Genomic DNA, 17,891 nt, shown 5'->3' with positions numbered 1-17,891 from the left:
TGCGGCGGCGGCAAGCACCATTGCGAACTTGCGCCGCGGTTGTTTCCCTCGCCGTCCGCCCTTATTTACTTCTTTCCTTCCTTCTTGGTGCGTAAATCCGATATGAGTTCCGCTCTGTCCATCCGGCAGCTAACCAAAACCTACGGCAACGGGTTCCAGGCCTTGAGTGGTATCGATCTGGACGTCGCCGAAGGTGACTTTTTCGCCTTGCTCGGCCCCAACGGCGCCGGCAAATCCACCACCATCGGCATCCTCTCGACCCTGGTCAACAAGACCAGCGGCACCGTGAATATTTTCGGCCATGACCTGGACAAGAACCCGGCGTCGCTCAAACGCTCGATCGGCGTGGTGCCGCAGGAATTCAACTTCAACCAGTTCGAAAAGACCTTCGACATCGTCGTGACCCAGGCCGGCTACTACGGCATTCCGGCGAAAGTCGCCAAGGAACGCGCCGAGCAGTACCTGACCCAGCTGGGGCTGTGGGACAAGCGTGATGTGCCGTCGCGTTCGCTGTCCGGCGGCATGAAACGGCGTCTGATGATTGCCCGTGCGCTGGTGCATGAACCGCGTCTGCTGATCCTCGATGAGCCGACTGCGGGCGTCGATATCGAACTGCGCCGTTCGATGTGGACCTTCCTCACCGAGCTGAACCAGAAAGGCATCACCATCATCCTGACCACGCATTACCTGGAAGAGGCCGAGCAGCTGTGCCGCAACATCGGCATCATCGACCACGGCACCATCGTCGAAAACACCAGCATGAAACAGTTGCTGGGCCAGTTGCACGTGGAGACCTTTTTGCTTGACCTGAAGAACGACTTGAGCGCGGCGCCGCAATTGCTCGGCTACCCGGCCCGATTGCTCGACGGCCATACCCTGGAAGTGCAGGTCGACAAATCCATGGGCATCACGGCGTTGTTCACCCAGCTGGCGCAGCAGAACATCGAAGTGCTGAGCCTGCGTAACAAAACCAATCGCCTCGAGGAGTTGTTCGTGTCCCTGGTGGAGAAAAATCTGTCGAAGGTGGCGGTATGAGTTCCGAGTTCGGTCCCAACCTCGTCGCCCTGCAAACCATCGTCTACCGCGAGGTCAAACGCTTCATGCGGATCTGGCCGCAGACGTTACTGCCGCCGGCGATCACCATGGTTCTGTACTTCGTGATCTTCGGCAACCTGATCGGCCGGCAGATCGGCGACATGGGTGGCTTCACTTACATGGAGTACATCGTGCCGGGGCTGATCATGATGTCGGTGATCACCAACTCCTACGGCAACGTGGTCTCGAGCTTTTTCGGCAGCAAGTTCCAGCGCTCGATCGAAGAGTTGATGGTCTCGCCGGTGTCACCGCACACGATCCTGATCGGCTTCACCATTGGTGGCGTATTGCGCGGTCTGGCGGTGGGTCTGATCGTGACGATCCTGTCGCTGTTCTTCACAGATTTGCAGGTGCATCACCTCGGCGTGACCATTCTGGTGGTAGTGCTGACCGCGACAATCTTCTCGCTGCTGGGCTTCATCAACGCGGTGTTTGCGCGCAACTTCGATGATATTTCGATTATTCCGACCTTTGTGCTGACTCCGCTGACTTACCTGGGCGGCGTGTTCTACTCGATCACTTTGCTGCCACCGTTCTGGCAGACCGTGTCGCTGGCCAACCCGGTGCTGCACATGGTCAACGCCTTCCGCTACGGCATCCTTGGTGTCTCGGATATCCGTATCGGCATCGCCATCACCTTCATGCTGGTGGCGACCGTGGTGCTGTATCTCGGCTGTGCGCGGTTGCTGGTGAGCGGGCGCGGGATGCGTACCTGATCCCGACCGCGTCGCTTTCTTCGCTAGCAGGCTCGCCCACATTGGAATGATGTTCTCTGTGGGAGCGAGCCTGCTCGCGAAGGGGCCAGCCCAGACACAACAAAAAACGGCCTCCCATAGCGGAGGCCGTTTTGCATTCACTTCTGCCGACTTTTCTTGCGCCGCCGCCATTGCCGCGCTACCCACCAGCGCCAGTACAGCATCACCAGAAAGTACGCGAGGACGCCCAGCACCAGACCGACGACCACCGAGCCCAATAAAAACGGCTGCCACAATGTCGACAGCTCACCGCTGATCCATTCCCAGGTCAGCTCGTCCGGCAGATGCCGCGCCGGCACATCCATCAGGAACGCCCCGGCCTGGTAGGTGCAGAAAAACACCGCCGGCATGGTGATCGGATTGGTCAGCCAGACCAGACTCACCGCGATCGGCATATTGCCGCGCACCATCACTGCCAATGCCGCCGCGACCAGCATCTGCGCGGGTATCGGCAGGAATGCCGCAAACAGGCCGACCGCCATCGCCCGGGCGACCGAGTGGCGGTTGAGATGCCAGAGGTTCGGGTCATGCAGCAACTTGCCGAGAAAGCGTAAGGATTTGTGTTCCCTGATGCTCGTCGGGTCGGGCATGTAACGTTTGAATAAGCGCCGGGGCATAAGGCTTCTCGGTCGGTTAAGGCGGCAAGTATGTCTGGATTCTACGAACCGCCCATTCAGACTTTGTGACAATTGTTGACGACGGTGGTGCCGCACACCCGCTATGCCTAAGGAGGGGACTCTCAAGGACGGGCATATGCGCACAGGGATGATGGCGCTGGCAGTCGGTCTGCTGGCCCCGGTTTTTTTGCCGGCCTTGCCGCCGGTCGGCTTGCTGGTAGTGCTGCCAGTGGTGGCGCTGATGCTGCTGCCGTTTCGCAGCTATCCATTGGCTTTTTTGCTGTTTGGTTTCACGTGGGCTTGTTTCAGTGCGCAGTGGGCGCTGACTGACCGCTTGCCACCGGGCCTGGACGGCGAGACCCGTTGGCTTGAAGGGCGAGTGGTCGGCTTGCCGCAACACAACGATGGCGTGGTCCGTTTCGAGCTGGCTGATGCGCGTTCACGCCACGAAAAATTGCCATCGCTGCTGCGCCTGGCCTGGTACGCCGGGCCGGCGGTGAATAGTGGTGAGCGTTGGCGTCTGGCGGTGAAATTGAAGCGCCCGGGTGGCTTGCTCAACCCGGACGCTTTCGATTACGAGGCCTGGCTGCTGGCGCAACGGATCGGGGCGACCGGCACGATCAAGGATGGCCAGCGCCTGGCTGAGGCCCGGTATGCATGGCGCGACGGCGTTCGCCAGCGCCTGCTGGCGGCCGATGCGCAAGGACGAGAGGGCGCGCTGGCGGCGCTGGTGCTTGGTGACGGTTCAGGCCTCAGTCGCGAGGATTGGCAGGTGCTGCAAGACACCGGCACCGTGCATTTGCTGGTGATCTCCGGCCAGCACATCGGCTTGCTCGCCGCAGTGATGTATCTGCTGGTCGCCGGGCTGGCGCGTTTCGGAATCTGGCCGTTGCGCTGGCCATGGCTGCCGTGGGCGTGCGGCCTGGCCTTCGCGGCGGCGCTGGGTTACGGCTTGCTCGCCGGTTTCGATGTGCCGGTGCAGCGCGCCTGCGTGATGGTGGCGCTGGTGCTGCTGTGGCGCCTGCGTTTTCGTCATCTCGGCGCGTGGTGGCCGTTGCTGCTGGCATTCAATGGCGTGCTGCTGCTTGATCCGCTGGCCAGTTTGCGTCCGGGTTTCTGGCTGTCCTTCGCGGCGGTGGCAGTGTTGATCTTCACCTTCGGCGGGCGGCTGGGGGCCTGGCGGTGGTGGCAGACCTGGACCCGCGCGCAGTGGCTGATCGCGATAGGCTTGTGCCCGGTGTTGCTGGCGCTGAGCTTGCCCATCAGCGTCAGCGGGCCGGTAGCCAATCTGCTGGCGGTACCGTGGGTCAGCCTCGTGGTGTTGCCGCCGGCATTGCTCGGCACGCTATTGCTGCCCGTGCCTTATGTTGGCGAAGGACTGTTGTGGCTGGCCGGTGGTTTGATCGACTGGCTGTTTATCGGGCTGGCGCTGATTGCCGGGCAATGGCCGGCGTGGATACCGGCCGCCATTCCATGGTGGGCGTTGGTCCTGGGCAGCCTTGGCGCGATTTTAGTGCTGTTGCCCCGTGGCGTGCCGATGCGTCCGTTGGGCTGGCCGCTGCTGTTGCTCCTGGCATTGCCGCCTCAAGAGCGAATAGAAGAAGGGCGGGCCGATGTCTGGCAACTTGACGTCGGGCAAGGCCTGGCCATCCTCATCCGCACCCGCCATCACGCGCTTCTCTATGACGCCGGCCCGCGTTTCGGCGAGTTCGATCTCGGCGAGCGGGTGGTGCTGCCAGCGTTACGTAAACTCAATGTGCAAGCGCTCGACCTGATGCTGCTCAGCCACGCTGACGCCGATCACGCTGGCGGCGCTCGGGCGGTAATGCAGGGATTGAAGGTGCACCGCGTGGTCAGCGGCGATGTGCCAAACCTGCCGCCGGAGCTGAACGCCGAAGCCTGCGCAAGTGGCGAACAGTGGCAGTGGGATGGCGTGCAGTTCCAGCTTTGGCAATGGTCGGCGGCCGATGACAGCAACCAGCGCTCCTGTGTATTGCAGATCGTGGCCAACGGTGAACGCCTGCTGCTCACCGGCGATATCGACATTCGCGCCGAGCGCGTTCTGCTCGACAGCCCGCTGGCCGTGCCGACGCAGTGGCTGCAATCGCCACATCACGGCAGCCGCAGTTCATCATCGATGGCCCTGCTCAAAGCCTTGCAGCCCGAAGCGGTGCTGATCTCCCGTGGCCACGGCAACTCCTTCGGTCATCCGCATCCGACCGTGCTGGCGCGCTATCGCAAACAGGGCCTGCGCATCTACGACAGCGCCGAACAAGGTGCCATTCATCTGCAACTGGGCAGCTTCAAACCGCCGTGGACGATGCGTCAACAGCGGCGTTTCTGGCGCGATCCACCGGTGGCTGGCCGTTGATCGGTGCCAGCATGAGTGCCACCTCACGGTCGTCGGGGCGGCGACTCTTAATCGCGGATCGGTATGGTAAAGTGGCGCACTTTTTCGAGGGGACTGTCACTGTGTGGGAATTGGTCAAATCCGGCGGCTGGATGATGTTGCCGATCATTCTGAGTTCCATCGCGGCCATGGCGATCGTCGCCGAGCGCCTGTGGACACTGCGCGCCAGTCGCGTCACCCCCGAGCATCTGCTGGGTCAGGTCTGGGTCTGGATCAAGGACAAGCAGCTCAACAAGGAAAAACTCAAGGAATTGCGCGCCAACTCGCCGCTGGGGGAAATCCTCGCCGCAGGCCTGGCCAATTCCAAGCATGGTCGCGAGATCATGAAAGAGTGCATCGAAGAGGCCGCCGCGCGGGTCATTCATGAACTCGAACGCTACATCAACGCACTCGGCACCATAGCCGCCATGGCGCCGCTGCTCGGCCTGCTCGGCACCGTGTTGGGCATGATCGACATTTTCAGTGCCTTCACCGGTTCCGGCATGACCACCAATGCTTCGGTACTGGCCGGCGGTATTTCCAAAGCGCTGATCACGACCGCAGCAGGCCTGATGGTCGGGATTCCAGCGGTGTTCTTCCACCGGTTTTTGCAGCGCCGCATCGACGAGCTGGTGGTCGGTATGGAGCAGGAAGCGATCAAACTGGTGGAAGTGGTGCAGGGCGACCGTGATGTCGATCTGGCCGAGGGCAAAGCGTGAAATTCCGTCGCAAGCCCCGGGAAACCGTAGACATCAACCTCGCGTCGCTGATCGACGTGGTGTTCATTCTGCTGCTGTTTTTCGTGGTCACTACCACTTTCACTCGGGAAACCCAGTTGCGCGTGGATCTGCCGGAAGCGGTCAGCGGTTCGCCTGCCGAAGATCAGCAGGTCAAACAGCTGGACGTCGCGATCAGTGCCGAAGGCGTGTTCTCGGTGAACAACAAGATTCTGCCGAAGAATGATCTGGCGACGCTGATGGAAGCCATGCAGAAAGAATCCAACGGCGACACCAACATGCCGCTGTCGATCAGTGCCGATGGCAAGGCCCAGCATCAATCGGTGATCACCGCCATGGACGCGGCCGGCAAGCTCGGTTTCAGCCATCTGCGCATGACCACGGTCGAGGCGGCGCCGAAATCCTGATGAGCCTGTCCGATCGCCTGCTCGCCGCGTGGTATCAGGGGCATCCGGCCCTGACGCTGCTGCGGCCACTGGAAATGCTGTATCGCCGTGTGGTGATCAACAAGCGTCAGCGCTTTCTCGACGGTCAAGGCGAGATCTACCAGTCGCCCGTGCCGTTGATCGTGGTCGGCAATATCACCGTTGGCGGTACCGGCAAGACGCCGATGATTCTCTGGCTGATCGAACATTGCCGACGCCGTGGACTGCGCGTTGGTGTGGTCAGTCGCGGTTACGGCGCCAAACCGCCGCAACTGCCGTGGCGGGTTGAGGCCGAGCACAGCGCCGAGATTGCCGGTGACGAGCCGTTGCTGATCGTCCAGCGCACCGGCGTGCCGCTGATGATCGACCCTGATCGCAGCGCCGCCGTCAAAGCCTTGATCGCCAGTGAACCGCTGGATCTGATTCTGTCCGACGATGGCATGCAGCATTATCGTCTGGCGCGGGATCTGGAGCTGGTGCTGATCGATGCCGCACGGGGCCTGGGCAACCAGCGCTGTCTGCCGGCCGGGCCGTTGCGGGAGCCGGTCGAGCGCCTGCAAAGCGTCGATGGCGTGCTGTTCAACGGTGCCCTTGATGATCGCGACGATGGTTTCGCCTTTCGCCTGCAACCCACCGCGCTGGTCAACCTGCGCAGCGGCGAACGTCGGTCACTGGATCATTTTCCGCCCGGGCAAGCGCTGCATGCGGTGGCCGGGATCGGCAACCCGCAACGTTTCTTCAATACCCTCGAAGCGCTAGACTGGCGGCCGATCGCCCATGCATTCGCCGACCACGCCGAGTACAGCGTGCAGGCGTTGAATTTCATCCCGTCATTGCCGTTGGTGATGACCGAAAAGGACGCGGTGAAGTGCCGTGCCTTTGCTGCTGCCGACTGGTGGTACCTGGCGGTCGATGCCGTGCCGTCGCCAGCCTTCGTGGCCTGGTTCGACACTCAAATGATGCGCCTGTTGCCGGATCGTCTGCTGCCTTAACTCTTTTATTTCTGGGAATGTTCATGGACACCAAACTGCTCGACATCCTCGCTTGCCCCGTGTGCAAAGGCCCACTCAAGCTCAGCGCCGACAAGACCGAACTGATCAGCAAGGGCGCCGGCCTGGCCTATCCGATCCGCGACGGCATCCCGGTGATGCTGGAAAGCGAAGCGCGCACCCTGACCACCGACGAGCGTCTGGATAAATGACCACAGCCTTCACCGTTGTCATCCCGTCGCGGTTCGCCTCGACCCGTCTGCCGGGCAAGCCGTTGCTGGATATTGCTGGCAAACCGATGATCCAGCATGTCTGGGAACAGGCGAGCAAAAGCAGCGCGACCCGCGTCGTTGTTGCAACTGACGATGCACGCATCGTCGAGGCATGCAAAAGCTTTGGCGCCGAAGTGGTGCTGACCCGTGAAGATCACAACTCCGGCACTGATCGTCTGGCCGAGGTCGCAGCGAAACTCGGTCTTGCGCCTGATGCGATCGTGGTCAACGTCCAGGGCGATGAGCCGCTGATTCCGCCAAGCGTGATCGACCAGGTCGCCGCCAACCTTGCTGCCCACACCGAAGCGCGCATGGCCACGCTGGCTGAGCCGATCGAAGACGTGGAGACCCTGTTCAACCCCAACGTTGTGAAGGTTTCCAGCGATATCAACGGTCTGGCCCTGACGTTCAGTCGTGCAACTTTGCCGTGGGCTCGCGATGCATTTGCCAAGAGCCGCGAGCACCTGCCGGAAGGCGTGCCCTATCGCCGCCACATCGGTATTTATGCCTATCGCGCCGGGTTCCTCCACGACTTCGTGAGCTGGGGGCCGTGCTGGCTGGAAAATACCGAATCCCTTGAGCAACTGCGTGCCTTGTGGCACGGCGTGCGTATCCATGTTGCCGACGCGCTGATCGCGCCGCCGACCGGTGTCGACACCGTCGAAGACCTTGAGCGGGTTCGTCGCCTGCTGGGGGCCTGATGCGCGTTCTGTTTGTGTGCCTGGGCAACATCTGCCGTTCGCCCACCGCCGAAGGCGTGTTGCGCCACAAGTTGCGTGAAGCCGGGCTGGCCGATGTGGTCGAAGTGGCCTCCGCGGGCACCGGTGACTGGCACGTCGGCAACCCGCCGGACAAGCGCAGCCAGGCCGCGGCGAAAGTGCGCGGTTATGACCTGTCGACGCAACGCGCGCAGCAGGTCAGCCGGGCCGATTTCGCCAGCTACGACCTGATTCTCGCCATGGACAACAGCAATCTGCGCAACCTCAAGGCCTTGCAGCCGTCCACCGGCAGGGCCGAGCTGGATCTGTTTTTGCGTCGTTATGCCGGGCTGCTCGATGAAGTGCCGGATCCGTATTACGACGGTGATCAGGGTTTCGAGCAGGTGCTGGATCTGATCGAAGCGGCCTGCGACCAGTTGCTGATCGAAGTGAAGGGCCGTTTATGAGTTTGCAGGTGCAACCGCAAGTATCTTTGCAGGCCTTCAATACGTTTGGCGTCGATGTGCGCGCGCAGCTGTTTGCCGAAGCCCGCAGTGATGACGATGTCCGCGAAGCGCTGGCCTATGCCGCTTCCCATGACGTGCCGTTGCTGGTGATCGGCGGCGGCAGCAACTTGCTGCTCACGGCGGATATTGCGGCGTTGGTATTGCGCATGGCCACGCGCGGCATCCGCGTGCTCAGCGACGATGGCAGTCGCGTGGTGGTCGAGGCGGAAGCGGGCGAACCGTGGCATCCGTTCGTGCAGCACACGCTGGCCGCGGGTTTTGCCGGGCTGGAAAACCTCAGCCTGATTCCCGGCACCGTCGGCGCCGCGCCGATGCAGAACATCGGCGCCTATGGTGTCGAGATCAAGGACGTGTTTGCCGGCCTGACTGCGCTGGACCGCGAGAGCGGCGAGCTGCGGGATTTCAGCCTGGAGCAGTGCAATTTCGGCTACCGCGACAGTGTGTTCAAGCAGCAGCCGGGACGTTGGCTGATCCTGCGGGTGCGCTTCAAGCTTGATCGCGCCGCGCACCTGCATCTGGAATACGGCCCGGTCCGTCAGCGCCTGAGCGAGCAGGGCATCGAGCAGCCGACGCCCAGCGATGTCAGCCGCGCCATCTGCAGCATCCGCAGTGAAAAACTGCCGGACCCGGCGGTGCTCGGCAATGCCGGCAGCTTTTTCAAGAATCCGCTGGTGCCTGCCGCTGTGGTCACGCAGATCAAAGCGCAGCACCCGGATCTGGTGGCTTACCCGCAAGCGGACGGGCAGATGAAACTGGCCGCTGGCTGGCTGATCGAACGCGCCGGCTGGAAGGGTTTTCGCGATGGCGATGCCGGCGTGCACAAGTTGCAGGCGCTGGTGCTGGTCAACTACGGCACGGCCACCGGCCTGCAACTGCTCGACCTGGCGCAACGTATCCAGAAAGACATCGCCGAACGGTTTCATGTCGAACTGGAAATGGAGCCCAACCGCTATTGAGGCTACGCTTGCCTGACGCCATCAAAAGCCCTGCACTGATGAAAAAGTGCAGGGCTTTTTTGTTAATGCTGGGTTAACTTAGCGAGCTAACGATACCAACCATTTGCTCCACCCAAAGGCCCGGTGCAGACGTTCCCGTCGGCGCGAGAGAGCCTGATTAGCCTGAGTCGATCTGCGCGAACCCACCGCTGATTTTCCGGCGGCAGATTGCTCGACCCCATAACCACTAAAAAATATGCGGGCGTGCCCATGATTACCCTGAAACTCAACGGTCAAGACCACTCCCTCGATGTCACCGAAGACATGCCGCTGTTGTGGGCGATTCGTGACGTCGCCGGATACAACGGCACCAAATTCGGTTGCGGCATGGGCCTGTGCGGCGCCTGCACCATCCATATCGACGGTTTGCCGGCACGCAGTTGCATCACGCCGATCGGCTCGGTAATCGGCCAGAACGTCACCACCATCGACAATCTCCACGCCGACCCGGTAGGCAAGGTCGTGCAGCAAGCCTGGCTCGACAGCGCCGTGGCTCAATGCGGTTATTGCCAAGGCGGGCAGATCATGTCGGCCACCGCTCTGCTGAAAACCAACCCCAACCCGAGCGACGAGCAGATCGAAGAAGCCATGGTCGGCAACATCTGCCGCTGCGGCACCTACAACCGGATCAAAACCGCGATCCGCCAGGCCTCCACCCACCTGAAGGAGGTGAAGGCATGAGCCGCGTCCCGAATGATTTCGCCCTGAGCAACCTCAGCCGCCGTGGTTTTCTCAAAGGCGTCGGCGCCACCAGCGCGCTGGTCCTCGCCGCGAGCTGGGGCTGGCAGGATGCGTTGGCCGATGACGCAGCGAAGAAATTTGGCGCCGACGGCATGCCCAATGGCTGGATCGACGATCCCAAGGTCTACGTGAGCATTGCTGCCGATGGCAGCGTCACCGTGGTGTGCAACCGTTCGGAAATGGGCCAGGGCGTGCGCACCAGCCTGAGCATGGTAGTGGCCGATGAACTCGAGGCCGATTGGGCGCAGGTCAAAGTGCAGCAGGCGCCGGGCGACGAAGTGAGCTTCGGCAACCAGGACACCGATGGTTCGCGCAGCATGCGTCACTGGTACGAGCCGATGCGGCGTTGTGGCGCCGCCGCGCGGACCATGCTCGAACAGGCCGCCGCTGCGCAGTGGAAAGTGCCGGCTGGCGAATGCCATGCGCAACTGCACAAAGTCATTCACAAACCGTCCGGACGTGAACTGGGCTACGGCGAACTCGCCGCTGCCGCCAGTGCGCTGGCAGTACCGGCACGTGACAGCCTGCGACTCAAGCAGCCGTCGGAATTTCGCTACATCGGTAAGGAAGGCACCAAGGCCATCGACGGTGCCGACATCGTCAATGGCCGCGCAGTGTACGGCGCCGACGTGCATTTCGACGGCATGCTCTACGCCACTATCGCTCGCCCGGCAGTGTACGGCGGCAAGGTCAAAAGCCTCGATGACAGCGCCGCGCTGAAAGTCCCTGGCGTGCTAAAAGTCATGCAGATCGAAGGTCGGCCGTTGCCGTCAGAGTTCCAGCCACTGGGCGGCGTTGCGGTTGTGGCCAGCAACACCTGGGCGGCGATCAAGGGCCGCGAGGCGCTGAAGATCGAGTGGGACGACGGCCCGAATGCCAGTTATGACTCGATTGCCTATCGCAAAGAGCTTGAAGCCGCGTCGCTGAAGGCCGGCAAAGTGGTGCGCAATACCGGTGATATCGACAAGGCCTTGAGCGGCGCTGCCAGCACTCTTGAAGCGTCGTATTACCTGCCGCATCTGGCGCAGGCACCGATGGAACCGATGGTTGCCATCGCCCGTTACAAGGACGGCGTCTGCGAAGCCTGGGCGCCGAGTCAGGCACCGCAGGTCACCCGTGAGCGCATCGCCGAACGCCTGGGCGTGCCGTTCGAAAAGGTCACCTTCAATGTGACATTGCTGGGCGGTGGTTTCGGGCGCAAGTCGAAACCGGACTTCGTCGTTGAAGCCGCGATCCTCGCCAAGGAGTTTCCGGGCAAGGCTGTACGGGTGCAGTGGACGCGCGAAGACGACATCCACAATTCGTATTTCCACACCGTGTCGGCGGAATATCTCAAGGCCGGCATCGACAAGAACGGCATGCCGTCCGGGTGGCTGCATCGCACCGTAGCGCCGAGCATCACCGCCTTGTTTGCGCCGGACATGAACCACGAAGCGGCGTTCGAGCTGGGCATGGGCTTTACCAACATGGCCTATGCGATTCCCAACGTGCGCCTGGAAAACCCCGAAGCCAAGGTACACACCCGCGTCGGCTGGTATCGCTCGGTGTCGAACATTCCCCACGGCTTCGCGATTCAGAGCTTCGTCGACGAACTGGCGCACAAGGCCGGGGAAGATCCGCTCAAGTACCAGATCAAACTGCTCGGCCCGGACCGGCAGATCGATCCTCGCACCTTGAGCGAAGAGTGGAACTACGGCGAATCGCCCGAGCGTTACCCGATCGACACCGGGCGCATGCGCACGGTGCTGGAAACTGCCGCCAAGGCCGCCGGTTGGGGGCGCAAACTGCTCAAGGGTCGTGGTCTCGGTCTGGCGGTGCATTACAGCTTCGTCACCTATGTGGCGGCGGTGATTGAAGTCGAGGTCAAGGACGACGGTTCGCTGATCGTGCACAAGGCCGACATCGCCGTGGACTGCGGCCCGCAGATCAACCCTGAGCGCATTCGTTCGCAGTTCGAAGGTGCGTGCGTCATGGGCCTGGGCAACGCCGTGCTCGGTGAGATCAGCTTCAAGGACGGCAAGGTCCAGCAGGACAACTTCCATATGTACGAGGTCGCGCGCATGTCGCTGGCGCCCAAGGAAGTCGCGGTGCATCTGGTCACGCCGCCGGGTGACGTGCCGTTGGGTGGTGTTGGTGAGCCGGGTGTGCCGCCGATTGCCCCGGCGCTGTGCAATGCGATCTTCGCCGCCACCGGCAAGCGCATCCGCAATCTGCCGGTGCGGTATCAGTTGCAAGGCTGGCAGAAGGCGCAAGCGTAATGGACAGCGTCGATCTCAACGTCCTGCGCAACGTCCTCGAGTGGCGCCGCGCCGGACAGCGGGTGGTGCTGTTCAGCGTGGTGCAGACGTGGGGCACCGCGCCGCGCTCGCCCGGCGCCATGCTCGCCTTGCGCGAGGACGGCGTGGTGATCGGTTCGGTGTCAGGTGGCTGTGTCGAAGATGACCTGATCGCGCGGCTGCACGACGGCCGCATTGCCACCGATGGTCCGCCAGTGCAGATGATTACCTACGGCGTGACCCGCGAGGAGGCCGCGCGTTTCGGCCTGCCTTGCGGCGGTACTCTGCGCCTGACCGAAGAGCGCGTCGGTGACCCGGCGTGGGTCGCCGAGCTGCTGCAGCGTTGCGAAAACCATGAAATCGTTGCCCGGGAACTGAACATCGAAACCGGCGAGGTGCGGCTGGCTCCGGCGAGCAAGTCCGATTCGCTGGTGTTCGACGGCAAGACTCTGCGAGCGATTTATGGTCCGCGCTGGCGCTTGTTGCTGATCGGTGCCGGGCAGTTGTCGCGCTACGTCGCCGACATGGCGCGGCTGCTGGATTTCGAAGTGCTGATCTGCGATCCACGCGCCGAGTTCGTTTACGGCTGGGAAGAGCAGCATGGCCGTTTCGTCCCCGGCATGCCGGATGAGGCTGTGCTGAACATCCAGACCGACGAGCGCACGGCGATTGTCGCCTTGACTCACGATCCTCGCCTGGATGACATGGCTTTGCTCACTGCGCTCGACTCGCCGGCGTTCTACGTCGGCGCGCTCGGTTCCCGGGTCAACAGCCAGAAGCGCCGGGAAAATCTGGCTCAGCTAGGCTTGTCGCAAGCGTCGATTGATCGCCTGCACGGACCGATCGGCCTGCACATCGGCAGTCATTCGCCTGCAGAGATCGCCTTGTCCTTGCTGGCGGAAATTGTCGCGATCAAGAACGGTGTGGAGCTGAAACAGAAAAAACCGCTGGAGGGTGCATGAGCCAATCCATCGCGGTGATTGTGCTGGCGGCGGGCGAGGGCAAACGCTTTCGCCAGATCGCCGGCCCCGACAAAGACAAATTGCTCGCTGACTGCACCGGGCGCGACGGCGCGGTTCGTTCGGTAATCGAGCAGGTGCTGGTGAACCTGCCGGCCAGTCTCGCCAAGCGCGTTCTGGTCACCACTGAAGCGCGACCGCAGGCGATGCGCATGGCTCAGGCTTACGGCTGGGACGTGGTGTCGATCGAATCGACCGGCATGGGCGACAGCATTGCCGCAGGTGTTGCTGCTTGCCCGGACGCTGATGGCTGGTTGATTGTGCTCGGCGATATGCCGTTTATCTCGCCTTCGAGTATCGAGAGAGTGGTCGCGGCGATGGCTGATGATGCGGTGAGCGTGCCGGTGCTGGGTGGCGAGTTTGGCCATCCTGTGGGGTTTGGTCGCTCGTTTGGCGCGCAGTTGCAGGCGCTGACCGGCGATCGTGGCGCACGGCCGTTGTTTGCGCAGGGTAGGGTGGTTGAGGTGGCGGTAGATGATCCGGGGGTGTTGTGGGATATCGATGTGCCTGAATCTCTGGTATTTCCTCAGCCCTGAGCCGTGTTGAAATCCCTTGTGGGAGTGAGCCTGCTCGCGAATGCGATGGTTCAGTTACATGAATATTGTCTGACCCAGCGCTTTCGCGAGCAGGCTTGCTCCCACAAAGGTTGTGGATGATGCTGGAATTTCAGGCATAAAAAAGCCCCGCCAGGCTCTCACCAGGCGGGGCTTTTTATTGGCTTCAGGAATTACACGAGTGGTTTAGGCTCGTGCTCTTTTTCCTGGGCTTCTTCGCGCTGTTCAACTGCATCCTGAACGGAGCGTGGTGCTTCAGCGATCACCGATTCTACCGATGCTTCTTCCGCGACCGGGGCAGGAGCTGCCTCGGTCACTTCAGCTGCAGGGGCTGGTTCGGCAGCAACCGGAGTTGCAGCGGCGGCCAGTTCGGCTTCCTTCTGCAGACGCTCGGCTTCACGCTTGCGACGACGCACTTCACGCGGGTCGTTTGGCGCGCGGCCGTTCGGCGTCAGGGCGCTGACCGGAGCCGGCGCTTCAACCACTGGCGCTGGCGCTGGCGCTTCGACTGCGGGTGGTGCTTCTTCAACCTGAGCCTCGGCAACCGGAGCTTCAACCACTGGTGTCGGCGCCGGCTCTGCTGCTGCAACTACTGGCTCGGAAACCATGGCTTGCGGCACTTCGGCTTCAGCGACTGGCGCTGGAGTTTCAGTGACGGCTGGCTCGGCAACCCAGTTGAACGCAGTCTGCTCTTCGCGAACTTCACGCACGGTCTTGGTCACGTTTTCGCTGACGGTTTCTACCGCTGGCTCAGTGATGGCCGTTGGTGCTTCGACGACAGCTTCCGGTTCGGCAGTTGCTTCAGCCTGAGGTTGAGCTTCGCGGACCGGAGCGACTTCGATTTCCGGTGCAGCAGTCGCTTCCACTGGAGTGGTGGCTTCGACAACCGGCGCTTCGACTGGAGCAGTTTCCAGTGTGGCGGCGGTGGCGCGTTCAGCCTGCTCGTGAGCTTCGGCTTCTGCCGGAGCGCTGATGGTGCTGCTGGCAACGGCGGCGGTGACGGCCAGGCCAGCGGCCAGATCGGCAGTGCTTGGCTCGCCAGCGTTTTCAGCGGACTCGGATTCTTCCGAACCTTCGATCACGTTGCCGTTGGCATCACGTTGACGCTCGCGACGGTTGCTGCGACGACGCTGGCCACGGGAGCGACGACGTGGACGATCGCCTTCGGCGTTATCCTGACCGTCTTCCGGCAGTTGCTCTTCGTTGTTGCTGTTCACTTCTTCTTCAGCGACGGCAGCAGCGGCCTGCTCGGCACGCGGTTGACGCTCTTCACGCGGTGGACGCGGAGCGCGTTCTTCGCGTGGCTGACGGGCCGGACGCTCTTCAGCGGTCACGGCAGCAACGGCTGCGGCTGCGGCTGGCGCGGCGTCCAGCGGCTCGCGCAGTTCACGCACGCGTTCTTCACGCTCGCCACGCGGCTTGCGATCTTCACGTGGGGCACGCGGTGCACGTTCTTCACGCGGGGCACGTGGTGCGCGCTCTTCGCGGGCTACCGGCGCTTCGCTGCGGGTTTCACGCGGCTCGCGGGCTTCACGTGGCTGGCGCTCTTCGCGCGGCTCGCGTGGTGCGCGCTCTTCACGTGGAGCACGTTCTTCGCGCGGCTTGCGTTCTTCATCGCGGCGACCGTTACGGTTGCGGCTCTGCTGACGACCGTTGCGGCGCTCTTCGTTGCGGGCAGGACGCTCGGTGGCAGCCGGTTTCGCAACCGCGACCGGTGCGGCTGGCTCTTCCTTGGTGGCGAACAGGCTGACCAGCGACTTCACCAGGCCCTTGAACAGGCTTGGCTCAGGCGCGGCAACCGGTGCAGGAGCAGGTGCGGCAGGGGCAACTTCAGTCGGCACCGGTGCATTGGCACGGGCCGGCGCGGTTTTCACTGCAGCTTCCTGGCGAACCAGAGTGCGAGTCGCAGCGGCTGGCTGGACTTCTTCGACTTCGGCAGCGGCGGCAGCGATTTCGTAGCTGGACTGGTTGGTCGCGGCTTCCGGGCTGTCGTCACGCAGACGCTGAACTTCAAAGTGCGGCGTCTCGAGGTGATCGTTCGGCAGAATGACGATACGGGCACGGGTGCGCAGTTCGATCTTGGTGATCGAGTTGCGTTTTTCGTTGAGCAGGAACGCAGCGACCGGGATCGGCACTTGCGCGCGAACTTCGGCGGTGCGGTCTTTCAGGGCTTCTTCTTCGATCAGGCGCAGAATGGCCAGCGACAGCGATTCAACGTCACGGATGATGCCGGTGCCGTTGCAACGCGGGCAGACGATGCCGCTGCTTTCGCCCAGCGATGGACGCAGGCGCTGACGGGACATTTCCAGCAGGCCGAAACGCGAGATGCGACCGATCTGCACGCGGGCACGGTCAGCTTCCAGGCATTCACGGACTTTTTCTTCCACGGCGCGCTGGTTCTTGGCCGGGGTCATGTCGATGAAGTCGATGACGATCAGGCCGCCGATGTCGCGCAGGCGCAACTGACGGGCGATTTCTTCGGCGGCTTCAAGGTTGGTCTGCAGGGCGGTTTCTTCGATGTCGCTGCCTTTGGTGGCGCGCGCCGAGTTGATGTCGATCGACACCAGGGCTTCGGTCGGATCGATGACGATGGAGCCGCCGGAAGGCAGTTCGACGACGCGCTGGAACGCGGTCTCGATCTGGCTTTCGATCTGGAACCGGTTGAACAGCGGCACGCTGTCTTCGTACAGCTTGATCTTGCTGGCGTACTGCGGCATCACCTGGCGGATGAAGGTCAGGGCTTCGTCCTGGGCTTCAACGCTGTCGATCAGCACTTCGCCGATGTCCTGGCGCAGGTAATCGCGGATGGCGCGGATGATCACGTTGCTTTCCTGGTAGATCAGGAATGGCGCGGAGCGATCCAGCGAGGCTTCTTTGATGGCGGTCCACAGTTGCAGCAGGTAGTCGAGGTCCCACTGCATTTCTTCGCTGCTGCGGCCCAGGCCGGCAGTGCGCACGATCAGACCCATGTCGGCCGGAGCAACCAGGCCGTTCAGCGCTTCACGCAGTTCGTTGCGCTCTTCACCTTCGATGCGACGGGAGATGCCGCCGGCACGCGGGTTGTTCGGCATCAGTACGAGGTAGCGACCGGCCAGGCTGATGAAGGTGGTCAGGGCGGCGCCCTTGTTGCCACGTTCTTCTTTCTCGACCTGAACGATGACTTCCTGGCCTTCGCTCAGGACGTCCTTGATGTTGACGCGGCCTTCTGGGGCTTTCTTGAAGTATTCGCGGGAGATTTCTTTGAGGGGCAGGAAGCCGTGGCGCTCGGAGCCGAAATCGACAAAGGCAGCCTCAAGGCTTGGTTCGATGCGAGTGATACGGCCTTTATAGATGTTGGCCTTCTTCTGCTCGCGTGCACCGGATTCGATGTCCAGGTCGTAGAGGCGCTGGCCATCTACCAGTGCAACACGCAACTCTTCGGGTTGAGTTGCGTTAATCAGCATTCTTTTCATGTAGTACCGTCGGTTTCCGGGCTGCCGGAAACGGCGTTCGGCACACACGACTTCTCACGGTCGGTGTCAGGTGCGTCGGGAGTGGTTGGCCATTCCCGTGTCCAGCGATGTGCGGCCAATTGGGCCGATACCGCGACGTACGCGTCCTGCTTGCTGTGGCTACTTAAGCACTCAGTCAGGAGGAGGAATCAACCAGCGGCTGTGGACGAGATGAAGCGTCTTGATCAAAGCTTGTTGCTACACAGTCCGGCGGTTGTGCATCTCCACCCTACACGTATCCCTGATAATTCGGGTGCTGCCGCGCGCAGAATCCGCAGCGGGTTGGCATTTACCGTGAGCTCCGAAAGGGG

General features: G+C 62.2%; 16 protein-coding genes. 14 read left to right on the top strand and 2 right to left on the bottom strand.

The features are described 5' to 3' along the window. Nucleotides 1-102 precede the first annotated feature (102 nt). Nucleotides 103-1,035, top strand: coding sequence for an ABC transporter ATP-binding protein (locus ACYSTU_RS23565; RefSeq protein ID WP_217878667.1), 933 nt, complete (start codon nt 103-105; stop codon nt 1,033-1,035). Further along, a complete protein-coding gene (locus ACYSTU_RS23560) occupies nt 1,032-1,811 on the top strand; it encodes an ABC transporter permease (RefSeq protein WP_039760202.1) in 780 nt (259 codons plus the stop codon). The genes ACYSTU_RS23565 and ACYSTU_RS23560 overlap by 4 nt, the downstream gene beginning before the upstream one ends. A 137-nt stretch (nt 1,812-1,948) precedes the next feature. Here the strand turns inward: ACYSTU_RS23560 and ACYSTU_RS23555 are convergent, their stop codons facing one another. Further along, nucleotides 1,949-2,467 carry a DUF2062 domain-containing protein gene (locus ACYSTU_RS23555; RefSeq protein WP_499001896.1) on the bottom strand — a complete coding sequence of 173 codons (519 nt, stop codon included), beginning with the start codon at nt 2,465-2,467 and terminating at the stop codon, nt 1,949-1,951. A 136-nt stretch (nt 2,468-2,603) separates the two neighbouring features. On the opposite strand from ACYSTU_RS23555, the gene ACYSTU_RS23550 reads away from it, so the two are divergent. The 12 genes from ACYSTU_RS23550 to ACYSTU_RS23495 all read left to right on the top strand — a co-directional run bounded on the left by ACYSTU_RS23550 (nt 2,604) and on the right by ACYSTU_RS23495 (nt 14,071). Continuing rightward, nucleotides 2,604-4,838, top strand: a complete 2,235-nt coding sequence (locus tag ACYSTU_RS23550) for a DNA internalization-related competence protein ComEC/Rec2 (RefSeq protein WP_499001893.1) — start codon at nt 2,604-2,606, stop codon at nt 4,836-4,838. A 101-nt stretch (nt 4,839-4,939) separates the two neighbouring features. Then, a complete protein-coding gene (locus ACYSTU_RS23545; protein ID WP_016771007.1) occupies nt 4,940-5,575 on the top strand; it encodes a flagellar polar localization protein PocA in 636 nt (211 codons plus the stop codon). After that, a complete protein-coding gene (locus ACYSTU_RS23540; protein ID WP_016771006.1) occupies nt 5,572-6,000 on the top strand; it encodes a flagellar polar localization protein PocB in 429 nt (142 codons plus the stop codon). Before ACYSTU_RS23545 ends, ACYSTU_RS23540 begins: the two co-directional genes overlap by 4 nt. After that, nucleotides 6,000-7,010 (top strand): tetraacyldisaccharide 4'-kinase, encoded by a 1,011-nt coding sequence (lpxK, locus tag ACYSTU_RS23535; protein ID WP_499001889.1) that lies wholly within the window; start codon nt 6,000-6,002, stop codon nt 7,008-7,010. Before ACYSTU_RS23540 ends, lpxK begins: the two co-directional genes overlap by 1 nt. 23 nt (nt 7,011-7,033) lie before the next feature. Next, nucleotides 7,034-7,219, top strand: a complete 186-nt coding sequence (locus tag ACYSTU_RS23530; protein WP_003179363.1) for a Trm112 family protein — start codon at nt 7,034-7,036, stop codon at nt 7,217-7,219. Next, nucleotides 7,216-7,980 (top strand): 3-deoxy-manno-octulosonate cytidylyltransferase, encoded by a 765-nt coding sequence (gene kdsB / locus ACYSTU_RS23525; RefSeq protein ID WP_206421732.1) that lies wholly within the window; start codon nt 7,216-7,218, stop codon nt 7,978-7,980. The genes ACYSTU_RS23530 and kdsB overlap by 4 nt, the downstream gene beginning before the upstream one ends. Beyond that, nucleotides 7,980-8,444, top strand: coding sequence for a low molecular weight protein-tyrosine-phosphatase (locus ACYSTU_RS23520; protein WP_130888444.1), 465 nt, complete (start codon nt 7,980-7,982; stop codon nt 8,442-8,444). Before kdsB ends, ACYSTU_RS23520 begins: the two co-directional genes overlap by 1 nt. Beyond that, on the top strand, nt 8,441-9,460 hold the full coding sequence (gene murB / locus ACYSTU_RS23515; RefSeq protein ID WP_136492924.1) for a UDP-N-acetylmuramate dehydrogenase: 1,020 nt from the start codon (nt 8,441-8,443) through the stop codon (nt 9,458-9,460). The genes ACYSTU_RS23520 and murB overlap by 4 nt, the downstream gene beginning before the upstream one ends. Nucleotides 9,461-9,709: 249 nt before the next feature. Beyond that, a complete protein-coding gene (locus ACYSTU_RS23510) occupies nt 9,710-10,180 on the top strand; it encodes a (2Fe-2S)-binding protein (protein WP_016771000.1) in 471 nt (156 codons plus the stop codon). Further along, entirely contained in the window at nt 10,177-12,498 is a 2,322-nt protein-coding gene (locus tag ACYSTU_RS23505; protein ID WP_499001883.1) for a xanthine dehydrogenase family protein molybdopterin-binding subunit, read from the top strand. The genes ACYSTU_RS23510 and ACYSTU_RS23505 overlap by 4 nt, the downstream gene beginning before the upstream one ends. Then, on the top strand, nt 12,498-13,478 hold the full coding sequence (locus ACYSTU_RS23500; RefSeq protein ID WP_217878661.1) for an XdhC family protein: 981 nt from the start codon (nt 12,498-12,500) through the stop codon (nt 13,476-13,478). Before ACYSTU_RS23505 ends, ACYSTU_RS23500 begins: the two co-directional genes overlap by 1 nt. Continuing rightward, a complete protein-coding gene (locus ACYSTU_RS23495) occupies nt 13,475-14,071 on the top strand; it encodes a nucleotidyltransferase family protein (protein ID WP_217878660.1) in 597 nt (198 codons plus the stop codon). Before ACYSTU_RS23500 ends, ACYSTU_RS23495 begins: the two co-directional genes overlap by 4 nt. Nucleotides 14,072-14,262: 191 nt before the next feature. Here the strand turns inward: ACYSTU_RS23495 and rne are convergent, their stop codons facing one another. Next, on the bottom strand, nt 14,263-17,541 hold the full coding sequence (rne, locus tag ACYSTU_RS23490) for a ribonuclease E (RefSeq protein ID WP_217878659.1): 3,279 nt from the start codon (nt 17,539-17,541) through the stop codon (nt 14,263-14,265). Between the last annotated feature and the right edge of the window lie 350 nt (nt 17,542-17,891).

It is taken from the genome of Pseudomonas glycinis (assembly GCF_054871425.1).
Note: the sequence above shows the minus strand (reverse complement) of the source record. Positions and strands in the feature narration are given on the sequence as shown.